We start from the raw sequence: 24,955 nt of genomic DNA, 5'->3' as shown, positions 1-24,955 counted from the left end.
AAATGCGATGCTTGAACATAGTTTGTTTCTGAAAGCGGGCAAATCATGGATCGTCTCCAAGCAATGCGGGTGTTTGTCACGGTGGTGGATCTGGGCAGCCAGTCGGCGGCGGCCGATCACCTGGAGCTGTCGCGGCCGGTGGTGTCGCGGTATCTGGCGGAACTGGAGGACTGGGTCGGCGCACGCCTGATGCACCGCACCACACGCAAGTTGAGCCTGACCGCCGCCGGCAACGAAATCCTGCCGCGCTGCCGGCAGATGCTCGAACTGTCCAGCGACATGCAGGCCGCCGTCAGCGAGCCCGACGACGCCCCGCGCGGGCTGCTGCGCATCAGCGTCAGCACCTCGTTCGGCCAGGCGCAGCTGGCCGATGCCATGGCGGCGTTCGTCAAGCGCTATCCGGGCGTGAACATCGACCTGCAGATGCTCGACCGCACGGTGAACCTGGTGGACGAACGCATCGACCTGGCGATCCGCACCAGCAACGACCTCGACCCGAACCTGATCGCCCGGCGCCTGACCGTGTGCCGTTCGGTGGTCTGCGCCGCGCCGTCGTACCTGCACGACCGGCCGCGGCCGCAGCGGGTGGAAGAACTGAGCCGGCACAACTGCCTGACCCATTCCTACTTCGGCAAAAGCCTGTGGCATTTCGAGGAGCACGGCGAACCGGTGTCGGTGCCGGTGCAGGGCAACATCAGCGCCAACGAGGCCAGCACCCTGCTGCGGGCGACCCTGGCCGGCGCGGGGGTGGCGATGCTGCCGACCTATCAGGCCGGGGTGCACATCCACAGCGGCGAACTGGTGCGCCTGCTGCCCCACGCCGAACCGCGGCGGATGAACATTTACGCGGTCTACGCCTCGCGCAAGCACATGCCGGCGGCGCTGCGCTGCATGCTGGACTTCCTGGTGCAGCGCTTTCCCGAGAACCCCGCCTGGGACGAAGGCCTGTAACCCCCGCCCGTCCTTGCGGGAGCCAGCCTGCTGGCGATGGCGTCCGTCCAGGCGCCGCAGACAGCGGCGTTTCCAACGCAGTGGCAACTCACCACCGCTGACCTATGCTGAAAACAGTACCCCCCGGGTATTCGTTCAGAGGTCACCGCCATGAACACCAGGACACGAAGATACCTCGCGATTTTCATCACCTGTGCGGCCACGCTGGCGCTGTACGGCACCGCGGCCTGGCGGGTGGAGCAGTTGCGGCAACTGCCCCGGGACTACGCCAGCTGCAACTTCGAGCGCTGCATTCCGCACAACGCCACCCTCAACGCGCTGCGCTGAGCCCGACTCCCTTTGTAGGAGCCAGCCTGCTGGCGATTGCTGACTGAGCCGCCGTCGATGTCGGCTGACAGGTCGCTATCGCCAGCAGGCTGGCTCCTGCACAGGTTTACGGTTCGGATTTCAGGCGGTCGCGGAAAGCCTTCGGCGAAATCCCCACCCGACGCCGGAACAGGCGCGTGAAGTTGGTCGGGTCGGAAAACCCCAACAAGTCGGACATCTCATAGATGGTCATGCTGGTGTAGGTCAGCAGGCGCTTGGCCTCCAGCAATTGCCGCTCGTGCATGATCTGCAGCGCCGGCTGCCCCGCCAGCTCGCGGCAGGTGCCGTTGAGGTGCGACACCGAAATGCCCAGGCGATGGGCCAGGTCTTCGACCTTGACGTGCTGGCGGTACGTCTCCTCCACCAACTGAATGAACCCGTTGAGGTATTCGCGCTGGCGTTGCGGACGTTGCGTGGCGGTGTGGCGCCGGATCGCCTGACGGCTGACCCAGACCATGATCACGCTGGCGAGCGAATGCATGAGCATTTCCCGCGCCGGCTCATGGCCGTTGTATTCGGCCTGCAACGCGGCGAACAGGCTGTTGAGGTAGTCCGCGTCCTGCCCAGCCGGGTAGCTGTCGGCCTGGGCCAGGGCCTGCACCGAGTTGCCCAGTTGCGCCTGCAAATGGTTGATCAGCGGTTTGGCCAACGTGACGACGAACCCTTCGACGTCCTCGGAAAAGCGAAAGCCGTGCACCGACAGGGGCGGCAGGATCTGGATCGCGGCTTCGTTGAGTTGCGTGCGCTGACCTTCGATTTCAAGCTCTGCCTGACCTTTGAATACGAAGAGCAACTGGCACAGATCGGCGTGGCGGTGGGGTTTGATTTCCCATTGGTGTTCGCGGCTGCGTTTGGAAATGGTTTCGCAGTGCAGCAAGTCGGGGGTCGGCCAGTCCAGGCTTTCACCGTAGAGCTTGAACACCGGAATCGAAGGCAGGTCAGGCTTGTTCATCACTTCAATCCAGGCCTCGAAGGTTGCGGGCGATAATCGCACCGATTGGCAGAATGTACAGGCATCGGCTCAGTTTTCACCTTCAATTGACAGACCCGCAAGGGAAAAATGCAAGCGCCCGAACCATAAAAATCACTCACCGGCCCAGGCCGCGTGAAGCTTGCGAGCGACAAAAACAATGAAGACGCGCAAAACCCAGGTCGCCATCATCGGCGCCGGCCCCTCCGGTCTGCTGCTCGGCCAGTTGCTGCACAACGCCGGCATCGACACCCTGATCCTCGAACGCCAGACACCCGATTACGTGCTCGGCCGAATCCGCGCCGGCGTGCTTGAACAAGGCATGGCAGAGCTGTTGCGCCGGGCCGGGGTGGGCCAGCGGATGGACGCCGAAGGCCTGGTGCACGACGGCTTCGAACTGGCCCTGGACGGACGCCGCGTGCACATCGACCTGAAGGCCCTGACCGGCGGCAAGACCGTGACGGTCTACGGCCAGACCGAGGTCACCCGCGACCTCATGGCCGCTCGTCGGGAGACCGGCGGCCAGACGATCTACGGGGCCGCCCATGTCGCTCCCGGCGGCATGAAAAGCGACACGCCTTTCGTGACCTTCGAAAAGGACGGCGAAACCTGGCGCGTCGACTGCGATTACATCGCCGGTTGCGACGGCTACCATGGCGTAGCCCGGCAGTCGATTCCCGCCGAATGCCTGAAGGTCTTCGAGCGGGTCTACCCGTTCGGCTGGCTGGGGATCCTGGCCGACACCCCGCCGGTGCACGACGAACTGATCTACGCCCGCCACGAACGCGGCTTCGCCCTGTGCAGCATGCGCTCGGCCACCCGCACCCGCTATTACCTGCAGGTGCCGGCCGAAGAACGCGTCGAGGACTGGTCGGACCGACGCTTCTGGGAGGAACTGAAAACCCGGCTGCCCCAGGCGCTTGCGCAGAAGCTGGTGACCGGCCCGTCCCTGGAGAAAAGCATCGCGCCGCTGCGCAGCTTCGTGGTCGAACCGATGCAGTACGGCCGGATGTTCCTGGTCGGCGACGCCGCGCACATCGTGCCGCCGACCGGGGCCAAGGGCCTGAACCTGGCGGCCAGCGACGTCAGCACCCTGTTCGACATTTTGCTGAAGGTCTACCGCGAGCAGCGCACCGACCTGCTGGAGAAGTACTCGGCCATCTGCCTGCGCCGGGTCTGGAAGGCTGAGCGTTTCTCTTGGTGGATGACCTCGATGCTGCACCGCTTCGACGAACACGATGCGTTCAGCCAGCGCATCAGCGCGTCGGAACTGGACTACTTCGTCAGCTCGGAAGCGGGCCGAAAAACCATTGCAGAAAATTACGTCGGACTTCCTTATGAGGCTATCGAATAGCTTCCTACCGACTTACACTGGCGAACATCCCCGCTCGCTTCACGGCCTGCGGGATCCTCACTGCCCGCAGGTTTCGCCCGTGACCAACCTCAATCATCCCGAAACGCCTAAACCGGCCATCCGCAGCGTGCTGGTCGCGCTGATGATGGCGATCTTCCTCGGCGCGCTGGATCAGACCATCGTCGCCGTGTCGATGCCGGCCATCTCCGCGCAGTTCAAGGACGTGAGCCTGCTCGCCTGGGTGATCTCCGGCTACATGGTGGCGATGACCGTGGCGGTGCCGATCTACGGCAAGCTCGGCGACCTGTACGGGCGACGCAAACTGATGCTGTTCGGCATGGGCCTGTTCACCCTGGCCTCGCTGTTTTGCGCCATGGCCCAGAGCATGGAGCAACTGGTGCTGGCGCGGATCTTCCAAGGCATCGGCGCCGGCGGGATGATCTCGGTGAGCCAGGCAATCATCGGCGACATCGTGCCGCCCCGGGAGCGCGGGCGCTATCAGGGCTACTTCAGCAGCATGTACGCGGTGGCCAGCGTGGCCGGCCCCGTGCTCGGCGGCTACATGACCGAATACCTGTCATGGCGCTGGGTGTTCCTGATCAACCTGCCGCTGGGGCTCGGCGCCTGGTGGGTGGCCCGACGCAACCTGCGGGGGCTGCCGGTGCCGCAGCGCAAACCGGTCATCGATTACCTGGGCACGCTGCTGATGATCGTCGGCCTGACCGCCCTGCTGCTGGCCATCACCCAGGTCGGCCAGGGGCACCTGTGGCACAGCCGCGAAGTCCTCGGCCTGTTCGCCGGCGCCGTGGCGGTGCTGGCGGTGTTCGCTTGGCATGAGCGCCGCGCCCGTGAGCCCCTGCTGCCGATGCACCTGTTCGCCAACCGCAGCGCCCTGCTGTGCTGGTGCACGATCTTCTTCTGCAGCTTCCAGGCGATTTCCCTGATCGTGCTGATGCCGCTGCGCTTTCAGAGCGTCACCGGCGCCGGCGCCGACAGCGCGGCGCTGCACCTGCTGCCGCTGGCGATGGGGTTGCCCGTCGGTGCGTACTTCGCCGGCCGCCGCACCTCGGTGACCGGGCGCTACAAACCGCAGATCCTGGCCGGCGCCCTGCTGATGCCGGTCTCCATCCTCGGCATGGCCTTCACCCCGCCGGCCGACGCCCTGCTGAGCGGCCTGTTCATGCTGCTCAGCGGCATCGCCGGCGGCATGCAGTTCCCGACCTCGCTGGTGGGCACGCAGAACTCGGTGGAGCAAAAGGACATCGGCGTCGCCACCAGCACCACCAACCTGTTCCGTTCCCTGGGCGGCGCGGTGGGGGTGGCGCTGATGTCGGCGTTGCTGCTGGCGCTGCTGCAGGACTCCAGCTTCGCTCACCTGGCCGGCGGTTCGCTGATCGGCGAAGGGCAGTCCGGCAATGCGCTGCTCGACGGCCTGAACGCGGCGCCCGGCGCCGCCCAGGATGCGCTGCGGGCCGAGCTGCTGGTGACGTTCCGGCATTTGCTGACGGTCAGCGCCGGGGTTTCGCTGCTGGGGCTGGCGGCGGCGCTGGCCATGCCCAACCGGTTGCTGCGCGGGCGTGAGCATGGCGCCCGCTGAGATCCGCCTGACCTGCGGTGACTTGACTGACGTCATCGCCAGCAGGCTGGCTCCCACAGATTCCTCGGCGCCGCCGATCCCTGAGGGAGCCAGCCTGCTGGCGATAGCGTCAGTGGAGGCGCCGCGGCCACCCGCTCAAGGGCTGTAGTAACCCACCGCCACCAGATACGGCCCGACCTTCTTAAGGTAAGCGTGCTTGTCCTCGACCTTGCCGGTCACCGGGTTCTTCCAGCGGTATTCGTATTCGCCTTCGTCCTGCTTGCCGATCAGGGCCAGGATCGGTTCGCCCACCGGTTTGCCTTCCGGATCCTTGACCTTGGCGAAGTCGGTGTTGATCAACCGCAGGTTGGTGCCGTGGGCGACATAGCGTCGGTTGTCCAGGTTGACCACGAACACGTACAGGTCATCCTGCAGGTAGCCGCCCTTGAGCGAATTGATCGCCGTCAGCGTGCCCTTCTCGTTCTGCGCAAGGTCCGTGGCGGCCTTGTCGAGCAGGGCCTGGGCTTGCTGCGCCGAAGCCCTGGGCAGGTAATAGCCGACCGCCAGGATCCTTTGGCCGATGCGCTGATAGAACACATGCTTGCGCTCGACCTTGCCGTCGCTCCAGTTCTGCCAGCGGTACTCGGCCTGTTGGATGCCATTGGCCTCCGGTACTTTCAAAGCGTCCTTGAAGGCCTTCTGCAGATCCGGGCCCAGCACTTCGGACACGTCCCGGCCGATCAGCGCCGACGACGGACCGCCGCTGGCGAGCATTACGCCCTGGGTGTCGACCACGAACACGTAACGGTCCTTGTCGACGAACTCGCCTTGACGGCTGAAGGCCGCAAACGCCTTGTCCCCGTGGTCGTGGTAATAGGCCAGGGCCTTTTCCAGCAAGGCCTTCGCAGCCTGGCCGTCATCCTTCGGCGCGGCGGCGCCGGCCTGACCGACGCCCAACAGCAGCACCGCGCCGAACCAGGCCAGCCTGTGCAGTATCCCCATGACGCGTCCCCCGTTCTTGTTGGTGTTTCAAGAGCGTAGACGGGTTGGGCCCATGCACGGACATTCACAATCGTTCTGGATGTTGCGGGACGCTTGTGGCGAGGGAACGACCTCCCTCGCCACAAAGAAGCGCCTGTCAGGGCCGGGCGTTGATCTGCTGCTGCAGGTTCTGGATCTGCGCCTGAAGGGTGTTGAGGTTGCGGGTCATCTGCCCGCGGAAGGCGTCGAACTCGGCGGTGTTGCCGCCACCCTGCCCGCCGGCCGGACGGTTGTCCTGCTGGCTCTTGAGCACGACGATATCCTGCTCCAGACGGTCGATGGCCGCGCTCGGGTTGCCCTGCTTCTTCAGGGCCGTGATGTCGGCGCCGAGGCTCTTGAACTGGGCGTCGAACCCCTTGATCTGGGCATCGAGGCCTTTTAGCTGGGCATCGACCCTCCCGGTGTCGGCCGGTGCGCTCTTGACTGCGGCCAACTCGCTGCCCAAGGCTTTGACCTGGGCCTGCAATTGGGCATTGGCGTTCTGCTGCTCGGTTGCCTGGGCGCTGATCTGCGCCAGGCGCTTGTCCAGGTCCGTGGCCTGGCCGGCCACGCCCTGCTGCTGACGGCCCTGATCCTGCAGCCGGTTTTCAAGTTGCTTGATCTGCAGCTTCAGGGCTTCGCTGTCGGTGGTGACGTTGGTCTGGCTGGCGACGACCTTGCCGGAAATGTCCTGCAGGCGTCCCGCCGCTTCCTCGCTGATGCGGGCGAAGCTTTCCTGGGTGGCCACCAGTTGCTGCTCCATCAGCGAAATCTGCTGGAAGCTCCACCAGGCCAGGCCAATGAAGGCGAAGAACAGCGCGCCGACCAGCGCCCACAGCGGGCCGGTGCTGGCGGCCTTGACCTTGACCGCCTGCGGCGAGCGCGAATGCACGGAGGTGCGGGCGGTGGCCGGAAAGTCGTCGTCATCGAGGGTGTCGGCGCGCAGGCTCGGGACATCGTCGAAATCGTCGTCGTGGACATCGTTACGCATGGACATTGAGGCAACCTTTGTGAAACGCGGTAATAGCAGATTGCTGCGCAGTATAACCCCCGCAGCCGCAGGGATTGACCCTCAACCCGCGGCGCGGTTCAGTGCCGCCCGTGACGTCAGCGGATGTCCTGGGCCTTCCACCAGGTGCAGAACTCATCGAGGGCGGTCCACAGGCTGACTTTCGGATCGTAGTCCAGATAATGCCGGGCGCGGCTGATGTCGAGGGTGAAATTTTTGTTCATCACCTGCATGCCCAGGCGCGACAGCGTGGGCTCCGGGCGCCCCGGCCACAGCTTGCAGACGCCCTCGTTGAGCGCCGCCACGCTGTAGGCCAGGCCGTAGGAACGGTACTTGGTGACCTGCGGGACTTCCATCTTGCGCATCACGTAATTGACCACGTCCCACAGCGGCACGGGCGTGCCGTTGCTGATGTTGTAGGCCTTGCCCAGCGCGGAGCCGGCGGCCAGCAGGCTGCTGAGCAGGGCTTCGTTGAGGTTCTGCACACTGGTGAAGTCGACCTTGTTCAGGCCGTTGCCGATGATCGCCAGGCGGCCCTTGCGCTGCATGTTCAACAGACGTGGAAAGATGCTCATGTCGCCGGCGCCGGTCACGAAGCGCGGGCGCAGGGCGATGGTTTCGAGGCCGAATTCCTGGGCGCCGAACACTTTCTGCTCGGCCAGGAACTTGGTCGCGGCATAGGGGTGCCGCAAGCGTTTGGGCACTTGCTCTTCGGTCAGCCCGAGATGGTCGCGGCCGTCGAAATAGATCGATGGCGAGGACAGGTGCACCAGGCGCCGCACCCGCTGCTTGAGACAGGCCTCGACCACGTTTTCGGTGACCTGCACGTTGCCCTGGTGGAAATCCTGGTAGCGCCCCCACAGTCCGACAGAGCCTGCGCAATGCACCACGGCTTCGACGTCGGCGCACAGTTCGCGCACCAGTTCAGGATCGTTCAGGTCGCCCTGGACGAATTCGGCGCCCCGGCGCACCAGATGCTCGACGCCTTCGGCCCGGCGGCCGTTGACCCGCACGTCCAGGCCCTGCTCCAGGGCGAACCGCGCAAAGCGCCCGCCGATGAAGCCGCTTGCGCCGGTGACCAGAATTTTCATGTAGAGCTCCGCTGTCTTTCGTTTTGCCTGATTCGTGTGTCTTGACGCTGCCCGTCAGCCCGACGGCACCAGCCATTTGGGCGACGAGCGCACCAGTTGGTCGGTCAGAAGCCCGAGCAGTTGGCCGCCGTTGCGCCAATGATGCCAGTACAACGGCACATCGATCGGTTTATCCGGCAACAGTTCGCGCAATGTGCCGCGCTCCAGTTGCTCGCGTACTTGCAGTTCCGGCACCAGCCCCCAGCCCAGGCCCGCCTCGGTCAGGCGGATGAAGCCTTCGGACGAGGGGCACAAATGATGCTCGAAACCGCCGTCCACGCCGAGGGACGCGAGGTAACGGTGCTGCAGGAAATCGTCCGGGCCGAACACCAGCGCCGGGGTGCGCGGCAATTGCTCGGCGCGCACGCCGTCCGGGAAGTGACGCTCGATGAACGCCGGGCTGGCCAGCGCACGGTAGCGCATCGCACCGAGCAGCACACTGCGGGCGCCCGCCACGGGCCGTTCGCTGGCGCACACGCAGGCCGCCACTTCCCCGGCGCGCATGCGCTTGAGGCCGACGGTCTGGTCCTCCACCACCAGGTCCAGCAACAGATGCTGCTCGGCGCAGAAGTCGCCGACCGCCTCGGCCCACCAGGTGGCCAGGCTGTCGGCGTTCAGGGCGATGCGCAGGCGCTCCGGCAGGCCTTCTTCGTCCAGCGCCGGCACCAGGCTCTGCAGGTCGCGCTCCAGCAAACGTACCTGCTGCACATGGTTGAGCAGGCGCCGGCCGATCTCCGTCGGCGAGGGCGGCGTGCCGCGCACCAGCACCGGCTGCCCGACCCGGGCCTCCAGCAGTTTGATCCGTTGGGAAATCGCCGACTGTGACAGGCCCAGCACCTGAGCCGCCCGTTCGAATCCGGCCTGTTCCACCACCGCCGCCAACGCAGAAAGCAATTTGTAGTCGAACATCAGTTTTCCTAATGAGCGATCAGCACTATTGGTTTTTCTTATACAGCGTCAGCCGGGAGAATAGCCAGCAAGCACTCTTTATCAAGGATCCTATCCATGGCGGGCGAAACCTCGTTGACCACCCTGCTGCGCAGCATGAGCCCGCAGCTCAACCCCGGCGAATACGTGTTCTGCACCCTGCGTGACGGCCGCTTGCCCAGCGGCCTGGAGATCGTCGGCAGTTTCCGCGAGCAGGAAGGCCTGACGGTGATCCTGGAACGTTCCCACGCGGTGCGGGCCGGTTTGAGCTTCGACTACGTCGCCGCGTGGATCACCCTCAACGTGCACTCGGCGCTCGAAGCCGTCGGCCTCACCGCCGCCTTCGCCACGGCGCTGGGCAAGGCCGGCATCAGCTGCAACGTGATCGCCGGCTATTACCACGACCATTTGTTCGTCGGCCAGGCCGACGCCGAGCGCGCCATGCAGACCCTGCGCGACCTCGCAGCCAACGCGGAGTGACCCGATATGTGGCAAAGCTATGTGAACGGCCTGCTGGTGGCCTTCGGCCTGATCATGGCGATCGGCACCCAGAACGCCTTCGTGCTCGCCCAGAGCTTGCGGCGTGAGCATCACCTGCCGGTGGCGGCGCTGTGCGTGGCCTGCGATGCCATCCTGGTGGCCGCCGGCGTGTTCGGCCTGGCCACGATCCTGGCGCAGAACCCGACGCTGCTCGCCGTCGCCCGCTGGGGCGGCGCAACCTTCCTGATCTGGTACGGCAGCCAGGCGCTGCGCCGGGCCTGTTCGAAACAGAGCCTGCAACAGGGCGAGAACCAGACCGTGCGTTCGCTGCGGGCGGTGATGCTCAGCGCGCTGGCGGTGACGCTGCTCAACCCCCACGTCTACCTGGACACGGTGCTGCTGATCGGCTCCCTCGGCGCCCAGCAATCGGTGCCGGGCGCTTACGTGGTCGGCGCCGCCAGCGCTTCGCTGCTGTGGTTCTTCGCCCTGGCGCTGGGTGCGGCATGGCTGGCGCCGTGGCTGGCGCGGCCCGGCACCTGGCGGATCCTCGACCTGACGGTGGCGGTCATGATGTTCGCGGTGGCGGGACAACTGATCCTGGCTTCGTGATTTATAGCGAAAGGCTCTGGAACCTCTATCCCACACAGTTGTTGCGTGGTTAAGCCGCACCCCCGGTGCTATGATCCGAACCCTGCGCCGCAAAGAGTAAAAACTCGCCGGTGCATTTCCGGCCGCCCGTGATCGGCCTTGCGCTCACCGCAACAGACCTGATTAGGAGAATCATCATGGCTTTCGAATTGCCGCCGCTGCCTTACGCCCACGATGCCCTGCAGCCGCACATTTCCAAGGAAACCCTGGAGTTCCACCACGACAAGCACCACAACACCTACGTCGTGAACCTGAACAACCTGGTGCCGGGCACCGAGTTCGAAGGCAAGACCCTGGAAGAGATCGTCAAGACTTCCTCGGGCGGCATCTTCAACAACGCAGCCCAGGTCTGGAACCACACCTTCTACTGGAACTGCCTGGCGCCAAACGCCGGCGGTCAACCGACCGGCGCGCTGGCCGAAGCGATCAACGCCGCTTTCGGTTCGTTCGACAAGTTCAAGGAAGAGTTCAGCAAGACCTCGATCGGCACCTTCGGCTCCGGCTGGGGCTGGCTGGTGAAGAAGGCTGACGGTTCCCTGGCCCTGGCCAGCACCATCGGCGCCGGCAACCCGCTGACCAACGGCGACACCCCGCTGCTGACCTGCGACGTCTGGGAACACGCCTACTACATCGACTACCGCAACCTGCGTCCCAAGTACGTCGAGGCGTTCTGGAACCTGGTCAACTGGAAGTTCGTGGCCGAGCAGTTCGAAGGCAAGACCTTCACCGCTTAAGCTGCACGCCAGACAGAAAGAACCCGGCCACGCCGGGTTTTTTTATGCCTGCAACGGGCACTGCGTCACAGCCGGTGCCGTTTCCCGCCATGAAACCCGCCCCTGCCCCCTTGCCCCGAAGCCACGGAGGACTAACATCAGACAGAGGAAAATTTGTACCGCCGTTCCTCAAGTTGGAGGTCGTACCAACCGACACAGTGTCACTAGGGCAAAGACTCCAGACGGCAGCATTCCGGCCAAGCCCACGGACAAATGTCCCGCGGCCCGATTGTCCCTTTGACTGCCAACAACGGATTGCCAATACTCATGGCAACTTGACGCTACCCGCACGGAACAAGGAATAACCCTTTGAAGCTGGAACTCAAGAACAGCTTGTCGGTGAAGTTGCTCCGGGTCGTGCTTCTGTCGGCATTGATCGTCGGCGTGGTCTTGAGCTGCGCGCAGATCGTCTTCGATGCCTATAAGACACGCCAGGCCGTCGCCGGCGATGCCGAGCGCATCCTCGACATGTTCCGCGATCCTTCCACCCAGGCGGTCTACAGCCTGGACAAGGAGATGGGCATGCAGGTGATCGAAGGCCTGTTCCAGGACGATGCCGTGCGTCAGGCGTCCATCGGCCATCCCAACGAAGCCATGCTCGCGCAGAAGTCCCGGGAGCTGCAGCAGTCCAACAGCCGCTGGCTGACCGACCTGATCCTCGGCCAGGAACGCACGTTCACCACCCAACTGGTGGGACGCGGGCCCTACAGCGAGTACTACGGCGACCTGAGCATCACCCTCGACACCGCCACCTACGGGCAGGGCTTCATCGTCAGTTCGGTGATCATCTTCATTTCCGGCGTGCTGCGCGCCCTCGCCATGGGCCTGGTGCTGTACCTGGTCTATCACTGGCTGCTGACCAAGCCGCTGTCGCGGATCATCGAGCACCTGACCGAAATCAACCCCGACCGCCCCAGCGAACACAAGATCCCGCAGCTCAAGGGCCACGAGAAGAACGAACTGGGCATCTGGATCAACACCGCCAACCAGTTGCTCGAATCCATCGAACGCAACACCCACCTGCGCCACGAAGCGGAAAACAGCCTGTTGCGCATGGCCCAGTACGACTTCCTCACCGGCCTGCCGAACCGCCAGCAACTGCAGCAGCAACTGGACAAGATCCTCGTCGACGCCGGCAAGCTGCAGCGCCGGGTCGCGGTGCTGTGCGTAGGCCTGGACGACTTCAAGGGCATCAACGAGCAGTTCAGCTACCAGACCGGCGACCAGTTGCTGCTGGCCCTGGCCGACCGCCTGCGCGGCCACAGCGGACGCCTCGGCGCCCTCGCCCGCCTGGGCGGCGACCAGTTCGCCCTGGTGCAGGCCGACATCGAGCAGCCCTATGAGGCGGCGGAGCTGGCGCAAAGCATCCTCGACGACCTCGAAGCGCCGTTCGCCCTCGACCATCAGGAAATCCGCCTGCGGGCGACCATCGGCATCACCCTGTTCCCCGAGGACGGCGACAGCACCGAGAAGCTGCTGCAGAAAGCCGAGCAGACCATGACCCTGGCCAAGACCCGCTCGCGCAACCGCTATCAGTTCTACATCGCCAGCGTCGACAGCGAAATGCGCCGGCGCCGCGAACTGGAAAAGGACCTGCGCGACGCCTTGCTGCGCGGCCAGTTCCACCTCGTCTACCAGCCGCAGATCAGCTACCGCGACCACCGTGTGGTCGGCGTCGAAGCGCTGATCCGCTGGCAGCACCCCGAACACGGGCTGGTGCCGCCGGACCTGTTCATTCCGCTGGCCGAGCAGAACGGCACCATCATCGCCATCGGCGAATGGGTGCTGGACCAGGCCTGCAAGCAGCTGCGCGAATGGCATGACCAGGGCTTCGCCGACCTGCGCATGGCGGTCAACCTGTCCACCGTGCAACTGCACCACGCCGAGCTGCCGCGGGTGGTCAACAACCTGCTGCAGATCTACCGCCTGCCGCCGCGCAGCCTGGAGCTGGAAGTCACCGAGACCGGCCTGATGGAAGACATCAGCACCGCCGCCCAGCACCTGCTGAGCCTGCGCCGCTCCGGGGCGCTGATCGCCATCGACGACTTCGGCACCGGCTACTCCTCGCTGAGCTATCTCAAGAGCCTGCCGCTGGACAAGATCAAGATCGACAAGAGCTTCGTGCAGGACCTGCTGGACGACGACGATGACGCGACCATCGTGCGCGCCATCATCCAGCTGGGCAAAAGCCTGGGCATGCAGGTGATCGCCGAGGGCGTGGAGACCGCCGAGCAGGAGACCTACATCATTTCCGAGGGCTGCCACGAAGGCCAGGGCTACCACTACAGCAAGCCGCTGCCGGCCCGGGAACTGGGCGTCTACCTCAAGCAAGCCCAGCGCAGCAACGCGGCCATCCTCTGAAACCCGGCGCCGAGGCGGCCGTGCCGCCCCCAGCGACAGATCCTGCGAAAACCCTGCGCAAACAAGAAATATTTCCAGTCACGGCCCTTTACACATAATGCGAAAGATTTGCATTATGTCGCAGTTTTGCGCGCGCTCCGCGCCAGTCCACTCAATCACCGAAGCAGGATGTTTGCCATGATTCGTATGCCTCTGGCTACCGCCAGTCTGCTGGCCATCGCTATTTCCCTCGCCGGTTGCGGCGAAGGCAAAGACAAAGAAAAGGCGGCCGCCCAGGCGCCGGTTCCGGCCGCCAGCACTGCCGCCGCTCCTGCTCCGGCCGTCACCGGCAAAGTCGACGAAGCCGCAGGCAAAGCGGTCGTCTCGCACTACGCCGACATCGTCTACGCCGTCTACAGCGATGCCGAATCCACCGCCAAGACCCTGCAGACCGCCATCGACGCCTTCCTGGCCAAGCCGAACGCCGACACCCTCAAAGCCGCCAAGGCCGCCTGGGTCGCCGCCCGCGTGCCTTACCTGCAGAGTGAAGTGTTCCGCTTCGGCAACACCATCATCGACGACTGGGAAGGCCAGGTGAACTCCTGGCCCCTGGACGAAGGCCTGATCGACTACGTCGACAAGTCCTACGAGCACGCTCTGGGCAACCCGGGCGCCACCGCCAACATCATCGCCAATACCGAGATCCAGATCGGCGAAGACAAGGTCGACGTCAAGGACATCACCCCGGAGAAGCTCGCCAGCCTGAACGAGCTGGGCGGCTCCGAAGCCAACGTCGCCACCGGCTACCACGCCATCGAATTCCTGCTGTGGGGCCAGGATCTGAACGGCACCGGCCCGGGCGCCGGCAACCGTCCGGCCTCGGACTACCTGGAAGGCGCCGGCGCCACCGGCGGCCACAATGACCGTCGCCGCGCCTACCTGAAGGCCGTGACCCAACTGCTGGTCAGCGACCTGGAAGAAATGGTCGGCAACTGGAAGCCGAACGTGGCCGACAACTACCGCGCCACCCTGGAAGCCGAACCGGCCGAAGCCGGCCTGCGCAAGATGCTGTTCGGCATGGGCAGCCTGTCCCTCGGCGAACTGGCGGGCGAGCGCATGAAGGTGTCCCTGGAGGCCAACTCTCCTGAAGACGAGCAGGACTGCTTCAGCGACAACACCCACAACTCGCACTTCTACGACGCCAAGGGCGTGCGCAACGTCTACCTGGGCGAGTACACCCGCGTCGACGGCACCAAGATGACCGGCCCGAGCCTGTCGTCCCTGGTGGCCAAGGCCGACCCGGCCGCCGACACCGCCCTGAAGAACGATCTGGCCGCCACCGAAGCCAAGATCCAGGTCATGGTCGATCACGCCAACAAGGGCGAGCACTACGACCAGTTGATCGCCGCCGGCAACACCGCCGGCAACCAGATCGTGCGTGACGCCATCGCATCCCTGGTCAAGCAGACCGGTTCGATCGAGGCCGCCGCCGGCAAACTGGGCATCAGCGACCTGAACCCGGACAACGCCGACCACGAGTTCTGATCCGCGTTGCACGAATGAAAGAGGCGACCTTCGGGTCGCCTTTTTTTGTTTGCCCCACATCAAGCAAACGATAATTCCTCTTATTCAATCCCCCTCGCCCTGTTAGACTTTGCGCCTTCAAAATTGCCGCTGCCGCAGGAAGTCTGATGCCCTCGCTGCCTCTTCGCTTGTCCGCACTGTGTCTGGCCCTGGGCCTGAGTGCCTGCGATGACGCCCCGCGCTTCACCAAGGCCGAACCGGGCGAGGCCCGCTCGGGCGGCAGCGCTACCGTGAACAAGAGCGACCGGAACGCGTTTTCCCTGCCGTCGGCCAACCTGCCGCCGTCGCGCCGGGTGGACTTCAGCGTCGGCAACAGCTTCTTCCGCAGCCCCTGGGTGATCGCGCCGTCGACCACCACCGCCCGCGACGGCCTCGGCCCGCTGTTCAACACCAATGCCTGCCAGGGTTGCCACATCAAGGACGGCCGCGGCCACCCGCCTGCGCCCGACGCGGTCAATGCGGTGTCGATGCTGGTGCGCCTGTCGATCCCCGATGCGCCGGAATTCGCCAAGGTCATCGAACAGACCGGCGTGGTGCCGGAGCCGGTCTACGGCGGCCAGTTCCAGGACATGGCCGTGCCCGGCGTCGCGCCGGAAGGCAAGGTGCGGGTCGAATACACCCCGGTGCCGGTGCGCTTTGCGGACGGCACCGAAGTCGAACTGCAGCAGCCCGTCCTGCAGCTCACCCAGCTCGGCTACGGCCCGATGCACCCCGACACCCGCTTCTCGGCCCGGGTCGCCCCGCCGATGATCGGTCTCGGCCTGCTCGAAGCGATCCCCGAGGACGCGATCCTCGCCAACGCCGCCGCCCAGGCCAAAGAAGGCAACGGCATCAGCGGCCGGCCGAACCGGGTCTGGGACGACGCGCAGCAAAAGACCGTCCTGGGCCGCTTCGGCTGGAAAGCCGGGCAACCGAGCCTCAATCAACAAAACGTTCACGCGTTCTCGGGTGACATGGGCCTCACCACTAGCCTGAGACCCTTCGATGACTGCACCGACGCGCAAGCCGCCTGCAAACAGGCGCCGAACGGCAACGGCCCGGACGGCGAGCCGGAAGTCAGCGACAACATCCTGCGCCTGGTGCTGTTCTACAGCCGCAACCTGGCCGTCCCGGCGCGGCGCGGCGTCGACGACCCGCAAGTGCTGGCCGGCAAGAGCCTGTTCTTCCAGGCCAGCTGCCAGTCCTGCCACACACCGAAATACACCACCGCTGCCGATGCGGCGGAACCTGAGCTGGCCAATCAGGTGATCCGCCCCTACAGCGATCTGCTGCTGCATGACATGGGCGAAGGCCTGGCCGACCACCGTACCGAATTCCAGGCCAGCGGCCGCGAATGGCGCACCCCGCCGCTGTGGGGCATCGGCCTGACGCAGACGGTCAGCGGCCACACCCGGTTCCTGCACGACGGCCGCGCCCGCGACCTGCTCGAAGCCGTGCTCTGGCACGGCGGCGAAGCGCAGAAGGCGCAGCAACAGGTTTTGTCTTTCAACGCCGAGCAGCGCGCCGCGCTGCTGGCGTTTCTGAACTCACTTTAAACACTTAAAAGAATCGGGAGCCCGACATGTTCCGTCCCAAGCTGTTGTTCACCAGCCTTGCCGCCCTGGCCCTGGGCGCGTGCTCGCCGCAGGATCCGCAAGCGGTCACTTCGGCGGCCATCGCCAAATCGGTGATCCTGCCGACCTACACCCGCTGGGTCGAGGCCGACAAGCAACTCGCCATCAGCGCCCTCGCCTACTGCCAGGGCAAAGAGACCCTGGACACCGCCCGCGCCGACTTCCTCCACGCGCAGAAGGCCTGGGCCGAGCTGCAGCCGCTGCTGATCGGCCCGCTGGCCGAGGGCAACCGCGCATGGCAGGTGCAGTTCTGGCCGGACAAGAAGAACCTCGTCGGCCGCCAGGTCGAGCAGCTCGTCGCCGCCCAGCCGCAGATCGACGCCGCCGCCCTGGCCAAGTCCAGCGTCGTGGTGCAGGGCCTGTCGGCCTACGAGTACATCCTGTTCGACAGCAAGCCTGACGTGGCCGACGCCGCCCAGAAAGCCAAGTACTGCCCGCTGCTGGTGGCCATCGGCGAGCGCCAGAAGCAACTGGCCGAAGAGATCCTGCAGACCTGGAACAACACCGACGGCATGCTCGCGCAGATGAGCAAGTTCCCCAACCAGCGCTACGCCGACTCCCACGAAGCGATCGCCGATCTGCTGCGGGTGCAGGTCACCGCCCTCGACACCCTGAAGAAAAAGCTCGGCACGCCGATGGGCCGCCAGACCAAGGGCGTACCGCAGCCGTTCCAGGCCGATGCGTGGCGCAGCCAGTCGTCGCTGACGGCGATGGAAGCCAGCCTCGCCGCCGCCAAGACCGTCTGGGAAGGCGTCGACAACAAAGGCCTGCGCGGCCTGTTGCCGGCCGAGCAGAAGCCGTTGGCGGACAAGATCGACGCCGCCTACGCCGCCTCGCTCAAGCTGTTCGGCAGCACCCAGCGCTCGCTGACCGAAATGCTCGGCGACGACGCCGGCCGCCAGCAGCTCAACGACATCTACGACAGCCTCAACGTCGTCCATCGCCTGCACGAAGGCGAACTGGCCAAGGCGCTGGGTATCCAACTGGGCTTCAACGCCAACGACGGTGACTGATGAGGGCACGTGCCATGCTGCGACGCCAGGCTCTGACTTTAGGTAGTTTGCTGCTGGGAGCAGTGACGCTGGGCGGCTGGACGCTGTTCAAGCGCAAGGAGCAAAGCCCCCTGCTGCTGTCGGCCCGGGACGACGCCGACGGCCGCCACTACGCCGTCGGCTACCGCCTGGACGGCACCCGGCTGTTCGCCACCGAAGTCGGCCAGCGCTGCCACGACATCATCAACCACCCGACGCTGCCGATCGCGCTGTTCGTCGCCCGCCGCCCGGGCACCGAGAGCTACCTGATCGACCTGCGCGACGGTGCGTTGCTGCAGACCGTGACCTCGCAGCCGAACCGGCATTTCTACGGCCACGCGGTGATCCACCACAGCGGCGACTACCTCTACGCCACCGAAAACGACACCACCGACCCGGGCCGCGGCCTGTTGGGGGTGTACCGGTTCGAGGGCGAACGGCTGGTGCACAGCGGCGAGATCTCCACCCATGGCCTGGGGCCGCATCAGGTGTCCTGGATGCCCGACGGCGAAACCCTGGTGGTGGCCAACGGCGGCATCCGCACCGAGGCCGAAAGCCGGGTGGACATGAACCTCGACGCCATGGAGCCGAGCCTGGTGCTGATGCGCCGCGACGGCACGCTGCTGAGCAAGGAAACCCTCGCCCAGCAAATGAACAGCGTGCGTCACCTGGGCATCGCCAGCGACGGCACCATCGTCGCCGGCCAGCAGTTCATGGGCCCCTCGCAGGAGCGCTCGGAACTGTTGGCGATCAAGCGTCCGGGCCAGCCGTTCGTGGCGTTCCCGGTGCCGGACCACCAGTTGCAGTCCATGGGCCATTACACCGCCAGCGTCGCCGTGCACAGCGACTTGCGGCTGGTGGCGCTGACCGCCCCGCGCGGCAACCGCTTCTTCATCTGGGATCTGGACAGCGGCGAGGTGCGCCTCGACGCGCCGCTGCCGGACTGCGCCGGGGTCGGCGCGGTGAAGGACGGCTTCGTCGTGACCTCGGGTCAGGGACGCTGCCGCTACTACGATTGCCGCCAGGACGAACTCCTGGCCAAACCGCTGGATCTGCCCGCGGGGCTCTGGGACAACCATCTGCACCTGATGGCATGAAGCCTGCCGCCGCCGGCCCCGCCGGCGGCGCTTCCCCGTTGCCTCCTCTCCCCTCATACCCTGTAAAAACTGGCAGTTGGAATCCCTGCCGGACTCGGAGTAATGTGCCCGCCTGTCTCGCCTGATTTTCTCCAAGGAACTGGAATATGCTGCGTCGCCGCATGCTGAAGATGTTGGGTGTCGTACTGCTGATCGTCCTGGCGCTGGCCGGCTACAAGGCCTTCACCATCTACACGATGATCCAGGGTTTCGCCAAGCCGAAACCGCCGATCAGCGTCGCCGTCGCCACCGCCGCCGAGCGCCCGTGGCAGATGCGCCTGCCCACCGTCGGCACGCTCAAGGCGCTGCAGGGCGTCGAACTGAGGCTGGAGACCAACGGCACCGTCACCGAGCTCAAGTTCGAGTCCGGGCAGAAGGTCAAGGCCGGACAGCCGCTGCTGCAGCTCGACAGCGCGGTGGAGTCCGCCCTGCTCGAAACCGCCAAGGCCGATCTGGGCCTGGCGCAGCTGGACTTCGGCCGCGGCAGCCAGCTGGTCGGCAGCAGCGCCATCTCCAAGGGCGAATACGACCGGCTCTCGGCGCAACTGCAAAAGAACAAGGCCACGGTCAACCAGCTCAACGCGGCGCTGGCGAAGAAACGCATCGCCGCGCCGTTCAGCGGCACCATCGGCATCCGCCAGGTCGACGTCGGCGACTACCTCGCCAGCGGCACCAAGATCGCCACCCTGCAGGACCTGAGCAGCCTCTACGCCGACTTCTATGTCCCGGAGCAGTCGGCACCGAAGCTGGCCCTCGGCCAACCGGTGCAGATCGCGGTCGCGGCGTTTCCCGGCCAGACCTTCCCCGGCACCATCAGCGCGATCAATCCGATCGTGGAAAGCACCACCCGCAACATCCTCGTGCGCGCCACCCTGGCCAACCCCGACGGCAAGCTGCTGCCGGGCATGTTCACCAGCGTCGAGGTGCTGTTGCCGGATCCGCAGAAGCACGTGGTGGTGCCGGAGAGCGCGGTCACCTACACCCTCTACGGCAACTCGCTGTACGTGGTCGGGCAGAAGAAGGCCGAGGACGGCAGCGTCGAGAAGGACGACAAAGGCCAGCCCGTGCTGATCGCCGAACGGCGGTTCATCGAGACCGGCGAACGCCGTGACGGCCTGGTGATGATCAACAAGGGCGTGCAGAGCGGCGAACAGGTGGTGACGGCCGGCCAGATCAAACTGGACAACGGTGCCCACATCGCCATCAGCGACGACAAGACCCTCGGCGAGCAGAACAGTCCGCGCCGCGCCGACTGATCAAGGAAACCCCATGGCCTTTACCGACCCGTTCATCCGTCGCCCGGTGCTCGCCACCGTGGTGAGCCTACTGATCGTGCTGCTGGGCTTCCAGGCCTGGAGCAAGCTGCCGCTGCGCCAGTACCCGCAGATGGAAAACGCCCTGATCACGGTGACCACCGCCTACCCCGGCGCCAACGCCGAAACCATCCAGGGCTACATCACCCAGCCGATGCAGCAGAGCCTGGCGAGCGCCGAGGGCATCGACTACATGACCTCGGTCAGCCGCCAGAACTTCTCGGTGATCTCGATCTACGCGCGCATCGGCTCCAACAGCGACCGCCTGTTCACCGAGCTGCTGGCCAAGGCCAACGAGGTGAAGAACAAGCTGCCGCAGGACGCCGAGGACCCGGTGCTGAGCAAGGAGTCCGCCGACGCCTCGGCGCTGATGTACATCAGCTTCTTCAGCAAGGACCTGAGCAATCCGCAGATCACCGACTACCTGTCGCGGGTGATCCAGCCGAAGCTGGCGACCCTGCCGGGCATGGCCGAGGCGGAGATCCTCGGCAACCAGGTGTTCGCCATGCGCCTGTGGCTCGACCCGGTGAAGCTCGCCGGCTTCGGCCTGAGCGCCAGCGACGTGACCAACGCCGTGCGCCAATACAACTTCCTGTCCGCCGCAGGCGAAGTGAAGGGCGAATATGTGGTCACCAGCATCAACGCCAACACCGAGCTGAAGTCCGCCGAGGCCTTCGCGGCGATCCCGCTCAAGGTCGACGGCGACAGCCGGGTGCTGCTGCGGGACGTGGCCCGGGTCGAGATGGGCGCCGAGAACTACAACTCCATCAGTTCCTTCGGCGGCACGCCGTCGGTGTACATCGGGATCAAGGCGACCCCGGCGGCCAACCCGCTGGACGTGATCAAGGAAGTGCGCAAGATCATGCCGCAGCTGGAGGCCCAGCTCCCACCCAACCTCAAGAGCGAAATCGCCTACGACGCCACGCTGTTCATCCAGGCCTCCATCGACGAAGTGCTCAAGACCCTGTTCGAAGCGGTGCTGATCGTGATCGTGGTGGTGTTCCTGTTCCTCGGGGCGCTGCGTTCGGTGGTGATCCCGGTGGTGACCATCCCGCTGTCGATGATCGGCGTGATGTTCTTCATGCAGATGATGGGCTATTCGATCAACCTGCTGACCTTGCTGGCGATGGTGCTGGCCATCGGCCTGGTGGTGGACGACGCCATCGTCGTGGTGGAGAACATCCACCGCCACATCGAGGAAGGCAAGACGCCGTTCGAGGCGGCCCTGGAAGGCGCCCGGGAAATCGCCTTGCCGGTGGTGTCGATGACCATCACCCTGGCGGCGGTGTACGCGCCCATCGGCTTTCTCACCGGGCTGACCGGGGCGTTGTTCAAGGAATTCGCCCTGACCCTGGCCGGGGCGGTGGTGATCTCCGGGATCGTCGCCCTGACCCTGTCGCCGATGATGTGCGCCGTGCTGTTGCGCCACGACGAGAACGCCAGCGGCCTGGCCCATCGCCTCGACCTGATCTTCGAAGGCCTCAAGCGCCGCTACCAGAGCCTGCTGCACGGCACGCTGAATACCCGGCCGGTGGTGCTGGTGTTCGCGGTGATCGTGCTGTGCCTGATCCCGGTGCTGCTCAAGTTCACCAAGTCGGAGCTGGCGCCGGACGAGGACCAGGGCATCATCTTCATGATGGCCAACGCCCCGCAGCCGACCAACCTCGACTACCTGAACACCTACACCGACGAATTCATCAAGATCTTCAAGGAGTTCCCCGAGTACTACTCGTCCTTTCAGATCAACGGCTACAACGGCGTGCAGACCGGCATCGGCGGCTTCCTGCTCAAGCCCTGGAACGAGCGCCACCGCACGCAGATGCAGATCCTGCCCGAAGTGCAGGGCAAGCTGGAACGCATTCCCGGCCTGCAGATCTTCGGCTTCAACCTGCCCTCCCTGCCCGGCACCGGCGAAGGCCTGCCGTTCGAGTTCGTGATCAACACGGCCAACGACTACGAAGTGCTGCTGGAGGTCGCCGACCGGATCAAGAAACGCGCGGCGGAGTCCGGCAAATTCGCCTTCGTCGACCTGGACCTGGCGTTCGACAAGCCGGAAGTGGTGGTCGACATCGACCGGGCCAAGGCCGCGCAGATGGGCGTGTCGATGCAGGACCTGGGCGGCACCCTCGCCACCCTCCTGGGCGAGGCCGAGATCAACCGTTTCACCATCGAGGGACGCAGCTACAAGGTCATCGCCCAGGTCGAACGCCCCTACCGCGAGAACCCGGACTGGCTGAACAACTACTACGTGAAGAACACCCGTGGCGAACTGCTGCCGCTGTCCACCCTGATCACGGTGACCGACCGCGCAAGGCCGCGGCAGCTCAACCAGTTCCAGCAACTCAACGCGGCGAAGCTGTCCGGGTTTCCGCTGGTGAGCATGGGCGAAGCCATCGACACCGTGCGCCAGATCGCCCGGGAAGAGGCCCCCGCCGGATTCGCCTTCGACTACGGCGGCTCCTCCCGGCAGTACGTGCAGGAAGGCAGCGCGCTGTGGGTGACCTTCGCCCTGGCGCTGGCGATCATCTTCCTGGTGCTGGCTGCGCAGTTCGAGAGCTTCCGCGACCCGCTGGTGATTCTGGTCACGGTGCCGCTGTCGATCTGCGGCGCGCTGATCCCGCTGTTCCTGGGCTGGTCGAGCATGAACATCTACACCCAGGTCGGGCTGGTGACGTTGATCGGCCTGATCAGCAAGCACGGCATCCTGATCGTCGAGTTCGCCAACCTGCTGCGCAAGGAGAAGGGCCTGAGCGCCCGGGAGGCCGTGGAGGAAGCGGCGGCCATCCGCCTGCGTCCGGTGCTGATGACCACGGCGGCGATGGTGTTCGGCATGGTGCCGTTGATCCTGGCGAGCGGCGCCGGCGCGGTCAGCCGTTTCGACATCGGCACGGTGATCGCGACGGGCATGTCCATCGGGACCTTGTTCACCCTGTTCGTCCTGCCGTGCGTCTACACCTTCCTGGCCAAGCCCGACAAGGCACAGTGACCGGGAGTTCGCTCCCTCACCACAGGAGCGACAAGGCACAAAAAAAGGCCTCGCGTCGGCGAGGCCTTTTCATAGGCTGCGGGGGAATTCAGCTCTGGGGTCTCATCCGTTGCGAGAGACCGAACATGAACAGCAACAAATCATGATCCGGTTCAGACGACACGGCGGTCTTCACCACCCGAGGCACCGGGCGATGGACTTCGCCCGCCGATTTGCCGATCACCTGCATGCGTGGCTGTTCCCAGGCCGCCACCGCCAATGAAGCAACTGCCAAGGCTCCTACCAAAAACAAACCTCGCGCAATTTCTAGTTTCATCGCTATAAACCTTTGATAGCGCTGCCAAACGCCGTCTCATAAAAGTAGACGAGTTTTTTCCAGTCCGAATCCCTGAACGACGAATGGCGACGCAATTGCTTCATGTCATGGGCTGCCGCGCGACCGGCGGTCAGCCGACGGCGGCATTTCTCGAGATCGATCAGGGCCACTTCAACCTGGGCCCCGTCGCCTTCACCGGTGACGCGGACAAACACATGCTTGATGTAGATGCAGCTGTGCTGCCAACGGCCCCGGTGCAGACGCGCCAGGTTGTCGGCCAGGTCCTTGAGCACACGCTCGTACACCGCCTCGCCATGGCGCTCGCGGCCGCCGGCGGCTTCCCATTGCTCCAGCTCCAGAAAGCCGTCCAGGGACTTGGTCACCAGCAGCGCACGCCATTTGTGCACAGGGTCAGACTGGGCGCCGCAGAACACGATCTGCGGTACGCGCACGCCGAGCGCGCTGGCGCCGTTCAGCGCATCGCGCTCGCGCAGCACCGTCGGGCGACCGAACGGATGCATCAAGCTGCGGTAGATGTGACCGGTCTGGCGTTTGGCATACAGCAGCTGGCCATCGCGGCCCATGACCCGTTGCACCCCACTCTCACCGCCGCGGCGCACGTTGGGCTCTTCCACCCACTCGCCCCGCTGGTTCCAGTAGTAGTCGAAGCGATCCTGGGGAGCGACTTCCGTTTCTGCTGCAATATGCACTGCCATCCCGTTACCTCTTGCGTAATACGTAAACCCGCCACATGGCATACAGCGGAATAAAATCCAGTTGTTCCTGGATGCGGAAACCCGCCTCTTCAAATTCTTTCTCGACCGTAGCGGCCGGTAACACAAAGCGGTTCTGGTAACCCTCTTGCCCACGCTTGCGCTCGGCGCGCTTGCGTTTCCAGGCCTTGAAATTGCCGTCCACCCACAACGAAACGACCACGCTGTCACGGGTGACGCGCTCGAACTCGCGCAAAATGGCCCGTCGATGCTCGGCTTCACCGATGTGATGGAGCAAACGCATGCAGAAAATGCTGTCGACGGCGTTGTCAGGCAAGGCGATGTCGAACGCAGATGTGTGCAAGGGTTGTACCCGTTTCACCACATCGGCCGGTTGGGCCTGCATGGCGGTCTTGATCATCGACTCGGAGTTGTCCGCGCCGATGATCACCCGGTTCGGCTTTTCCGCCAGCAGCGGCCAGAAACGTCCGGCCCCGCAAGGCAGGTCCAGCACCAGCCCCGGTTCGCCGACCAGGGTCAGCGCCTTGCGGGCCAGTTGCAGGTCACGCCAGTGCGACAACCGACGCCCGAGACCGTCCTGATGCTTGCGCAGATACTTTTGCGCATGGTTGTCGTCGTACTTTTCGGAAAAATCGAGCTTGATCGGGCCGGCCATCACCAGGACTCCTGAATTACTGATGAGGCCACCTTATGCAGGG

General features: G+C 65.0%; 22 protein-coding genes. 14 read left to right on the top strand and 8 right to left on the bottom strand.

Annotation, left to right across the window (positions count from 1 at the left end; all coding sequences use genetic code 11):
• The first annotated feature begins 45 nt into the window (after positions 1-45).
• Entirely contained in the window at positions 46-951 is a 906-nt protein-coding gene (locus tag CAG31_RS09700; RefSeq protein WP_085580323.1) for a LysR family transcriptional regulator, read from the top strand.
• Between the two features lie 150 nt (positions 952-1,101).
• Positions 1,102-1,278 carry a hypothetical protein gene (locus tag CAG31_RS28410; RefSeq protein WP_167360513.1) on the top strand — a complete coding sequence of 59 codons (177 nt, stop codon included), beginning with the start codon at positions 1,102-1,104 and terminating at the stop codon, positions 1,276-1,278.
• Positions 1,279-1,384: 106 nt separating this feature from the next.
• On the opposite strand, the gene CAG31_RS09695 is transcribed toward CAG31_RS28410, so the two are convergent.
• Entirely contained in the window at positions 1,385-2,269 is an 885-nt protein-coding gene (locus CAG31_RS09695) for a helix-turn-helix domain-containing protein (RefSeq protein ID WP_085580321.1), read from the bottom strand.
• A 178-nt stretch (positions 2,270-2,447) separates the two neighbouring features.
• Here CAG31_RS09695 and pobA point away from each other — a divergent pair, with 178 nt between their 5' ends.
• Positions 2,448-3,641 carry a 4-hydroxybenzoate 3-monooxygenase gene (gene pobA, locus CAG31_RS09690; protein WP_085580319.1) on the top strand — a complete coding sequence of 398 codons (1,194 nt, stop codon included), beginning with the start codon at positions 2,448-2,450 and terminating at the stop codon, positions 3,639-3,641.
• A gap of 79 nt (positions 3,642-3,720) precedes the next feature.
• Positions 3,721-5,238 carry an MDR family MFS transporter gene (locus tag CAG31_RS09685; protein ID WP_085580317.1) on the top strand — a complete coding sequence of 506 codons (1,518 nt, stop codon included), beginning with the start codon at positions 3,721-3,723 and terminating at the stop codon, positions 5,236-5,238.
• 135 nt (positions 5,239-5,373) lie between these two features.
• Here CAG31_RS09685 and CAG31_RS09680 read toward each other — a convergent pair whose 3' ends face one another.
• From CAG31_RS09680 to CAG31_RS09665, 4 genes are all read right to left on the bottom strand, one after another.
• Complete coding sequence (locus tag CAG31_RS09680; RefSeq protein ID WP_085580315.1) at positions 5,374-6,219, bottom strand: cache domain-containing protein; 846 nt, start codon at positions 6,217-6,219, stop codon at positions 5,374-5,376.
• A gap of 136 nt (positions 6,220-6,355) precedes the next feature.
• Positions 6,356-7,234 carry an ATPase gene (locus CAG31_RS09675; protein WP_170930263.1) on the bottom strand — a complete coding sequence of 293 codons (879 nt, stop codon included), beginning with the start codon at positions 7,232-7,234 and terminating at the stop codon, positions 6,356-6,358.
• A 110-nt stretch (positions 7,235-7,344) separates the two neighbouring features.
• A complete protein-coding gene (locus tag CAG31_RS09670; protein ID WP_085580313.1) occupies positions 7,345-8,337 on the bottom strand; it encodes an NAD(P)-dependent oxidoreductase in 993 nt (330 codons plus the stop codon).
• A 54-nt stretch (positions 8,338-8,391) separates the two neighbouring features.
• Positions 8,392-9,285 carry a LysR family transcriptional regulator ArgP gene (locus CAG31_RS09665; RefSeq protein ID WP_085580311.1) on the bottom strand — a complete coding sequence of 298 codons (894 nt, stop codon included), beginning with the start codon at positions 9,283-9,285 and terminating at the stop codon, positions 8,392-8,394.
• 96 nt (positions 9,286-9,381) lie between these two features.
• Here CAG31_RS09665 and CAG31_RS09660 point away from each other — a divergent pair, with 96 nt between their 5' ends.
• The 10 genes from CAG31_RS09660 to CAG31_RS09615 all read left to right on the top strand — a co-directional run bounded on the left by CAG31_RS09660 (position 9,382) and on the right by CAG31_RS09615 (position 23,207).
• A complete protein-coding gene (locus CAG31_RS09660; RefSeq protein ID WP_085580309.1) occupies positions 9,382-9,783 on the top strand; it encodes an ACT domain-containing protein in 402 nt (133 codons plus the stop codon).
• A gap of 6 nt (positions 9,784-9,789) precedes the next feature.
• A complete protein-coding gene (locus CAG31_RS09655; protein WP_085580307.1) occupies positions 9,790-10,392 on the top strand; it encodes a LysE/ArgO family amino acid transporter in 603 nt (200 codons plus the stop codon).
• A 176-nt stretch (positions 10,393-10,568) separates the two neighbouring features.
• Complete coding sequence (locus CAG31_RS09650) at positions 10,569-11,165, top strand: superoxide dismutase (RefSeq protein ID WP_008022038.1); 597 nt, start codon at positions 10,569-10,571, stop codon at positions 11,163-11,165.
• Between the two features lie 348 nt (positions 11,166-11,513).
• Positions 11,514-13,565: a bifunctional diguanylate cyclase/phosphodiesterase gene (locus CAG31_RS09645; protein WP_085580305.1), complete on the top strand. Its 2,052-nt coding sequence runs from the start codon at positions 11,514-11,516 to the stop codon at positions 13,563-13,565.
• 177 nt (positions 13,566-13,742) lie between these two features.
• Positions 13,743-15,089 (top strand): imelysin family protein, encoded by a 1,347-nt coding sequence (locus CAG31_RS09640; protein WP_085580303.1) that lies wholly within the window; start codon positions 13,743-13,745, stop codon positions 15,087-15,089.
• Between the two features lie 146 nt (positions 15,090-15,235).
• The gene (locus tag CAG31_RS09635; RefSeq protein ID WP_085580301.1) at positions 15,236-16,663 is read left to right on the top strand and encodes a di-heme oxidoredictase family protein; all 1,428 of its coding nucleotides are present in this window, start codon (positions 15,236-15,238) and stop codon (positions 16,661-16,663) included.
• Between the two features lie 26 nt (positions 16,664-16,689).
• Positions 16,690-17,754 (top strand): imelysin family protein, encoded by a 1,065-nt coding sequence (locus CAG31_RS09630; RefSeq protein ID WP_085580299.1) that lies wholly within the window; start codon positions 16,690-16,692, stop codon positions 17,752-17,754.
• Positions 17,755-17,768: 14 nt separating this feature from the next.
• Positions 17,769-18,869 (top strand): DUF1513 domain-containing protein, encoded by a 1,101-nt coding sequence (locus CAG31_RS09625; protein ID WP_085580297.1) that lies wholly within the window; start codon positions 17,769-17,771, stop codon positions 18,867-18,869.
• A gap of 146 nt (positions 18,870-19,015) precedes the next feature.
• Positions 19,016-20,164 carry an efflux RND transporter periplasmic adaptor subunit gene (locus tag CAG31_RS09620; protein ID WP_085580294.1) on the top strand — a complete coding sequence of 383 codons (1,149 nt, stop codon included), beginning with the start codon at positions 19,016-19,018 and terminating at the stop codon, positions 20,162-20,164.
• A 13-nt stretch (positions 20,165-20,177) separates the two neighbouring features.
• Positions 20,178-23,207 carry a multidrug efflux RND transporter permease subunit gene (locus tag CAG31_RS09615; protein WP_085580292.1) on the top strand — a complete coding sequence of 1,010 codons (3,030 nt, stop codon included), beginning with the start codon at positions 20,178-20,180 and terminating at the stop codon, positions 23,205-23,207.
• 88 nt (positions 23,208-23,295) lie between these two features.
• Here CAG31_RS09615 and CAG31_RS09610 read toward each other — a convergent pair whose 3' ends face one another.
• The 3 genes from CAG31_RS09610 to CAG31_RS09600 are packed head-to-tail and all read right to left on the bottom strand — an operon-like array spanning position 23,296 to position 24,912.
• Entirely contained in the window at positions 23,296-23,523 is a 228-nt protein-coding gene (locus CAG31_RS09610; protein WP_085580290.1) for a hypothetical protein, read from the bottom strand.
• A 2-nt stretch (positions 23,524-23,525) separates the two neighbouring features.
• The gene (locus CAG31_RS09605) at positions 23,526-24,239 is read right to left on the bottom strand and encodes a lipopolysaccharide kinase InaA family protein (RefSeq protein WP_085580288.1); all 714 of its coding nucleotides are present in this window, start codon (positions 24,237-24,239) and stop codon (positions 23,526-23,528) included.
• 4 nt (positions 24,240-24,243) lie between these two features.
• Positions 24,244-24,912: a class I SAM-dependent methyltransferase gene (locus CAG31_RS09600; protein ID WP_085580286.1), complete on the bottom strand. Its 669-nt coding sequence runs from the start codon at positions 24,910-24,912 to the stop codon at positions 24,244-24,246.
• Between the last annotated feature and the right edge of the window lie 43 nt (positions 24,913-24,955).

It is taken from the genome of Pseudomonas sp. R25(2017), assembly GCF_002112565.1.
Classification (GTDB): Bacteria; Pseudomonadota; Gammaproteobacteria; order Pseudomonadales; family Pseudomonadaceae; genus Aquipseudomonas; species Aquipseudomonas ekonensis.
The sequence above is the reverse complement of the archived record's forward strand: the minus strand, read 5'-3'. Positions and strand labels throughout refer to the sequence as shown.

Bases quoted from the DNA above. Each gene is read 5' to 3' on its own strand.
- CAG31_RS09700 (WP_085580323.1), top strand. From the start codon at position 46: ATGGATCGTCTCCAAGCAATGCGGGTGTTTGTCACGGTGGTGGATCTG.
- CAG31_RS28410 (WP_167360513.1), top strand. From the start codon at position 1,102: ATGAACACCAGGACACGAAGATACCTCGCGATTTTCATCACCTGTGCG.
- CAG31_RS09695 (WP_085580321.1), bottom strand. From the start codon at position 2,269: ATGAACAAGCCTGACCTGCCTTCGATTCCGGTGTTCAAGCTCTACGGT.
- pobA (WP_085580319.1), top strand. From the start codon at position 2,448: ATGAAGACGCGCAAAACCCAGGTCGCCATCATCGGCGCCGGCCCCTCC.
- CAG31_RS09680 (WP_085580315.1), bottom strand. From the start codon at position 6,219: ATGGGGATACTGCACAGGCTGGCCTGGTTCGGCGCGGTGCTGCTGTTG.
- CAG31_RS09675 (WP_170930263.1), bottom strand. From the start codon at position 7,234: ATGTCCATGCGTAACGATGTCCACGACGACGATTTCGACGATGTCCCG.
- CAG31_RS09670 (WP_085580313.1), bottom strand. From the start codon at position 8,337: ATGAAAATTCTGGTCACCGGCGCAAGCGGCTTCATCGGCGGGCGCTTT.
- CAG31_RS09665 (WP_085580311.1), bottom strand. From the start codon at position 9,285: ATGTTCGACTACAAATTGCTTTCTGCGTTGGCGGCGGTGGTGGAACAG.
- CAG31_RS09660 (WP_085580309.1), top strand. From the start codon at position 9,382: ATGGCGGGCGAAACCTCGTTGACCACCCTGCTGCGCAGCATGAGCCCG.
- CAG31_RS09655 (WP_085580307.1), top strand. From the start codon at position 9,790: ATGTGGCAAAGCTATGTGAACGGCCTGCTGGTGGCCTTCGGCCTGATC.
- CAG31_RS09650 (WP_008022038.1), top strand. From the start codon at position 10,569: ATGGCTTTCGAATTGCCGCCGCTGCCTTACGCCCACGATGCCCTGCAG.
- CAG31_RS09640 (WP_085580303.1), top strand. From the start codon at position 13,743: ATGATTCGTATGCCTCTGGCTACCGCCAGTCTGCTGGCCATCGCTATT.
- CAG31_RS09635 (WP_085580301.1), top strand. From the start codon at position 15,236: ATGCCCTCGCTGCCTCTTCGCTTGTCCGCACTGTGTCTGGCCCTGGGC.
- CAG31_RS09630 (WP_085580299.1), top strand. From the start codon at position 16,690: ATGTTCCGTCCCAAGCTGTTGTTCACCAGCCTTGCCGCCCTGGCCCTG.
- CAG31_RS09625 (WP_085580297.1), top strand. From the start codon at position 17,769: ATGCTGCGACGCCAGGCTCTGACTTTAGGTAGTTTGCTGCTGGGAGCA.
- CAG31_RS09620 (WP_085580294.1), top strand. From the start codon at position 19,016: ATGCTGCGTCGCCGCATGCTGAAGATGTTGGGTGTCGTACTGCTGATC.
- CAG31_RS09615 (WP_085580292.1), top strand. From the start codon at position 20,178: ATGGCCTTTACCGACCCGTTCATCCGTCGCCCGGTGCTCGCCACCGTG.
- CAG31_RS09610 (WP_085580290.1), bottom strand. From the start codon at position 23,523: ATGAAACTAGAAATTGCGCGAGGTTTGTTTTTGGTAGGAGCCTTGGCA.
- CAG31_RS09605 (WP_085580288.1), bottom strand. From the start codon at position 24,239: ATGGCAGTGCATATTGCAGCAGAAACGGAAGTCGCTCCCCAGGATCGC.
- CAG31_RS09600 (WP_085580286.1), bottom strand. From the start codon at position 24,912: ATGGCCGGCCCGATCAAGCTCGATTTTTCCGAAAAGTACGACGACAAC.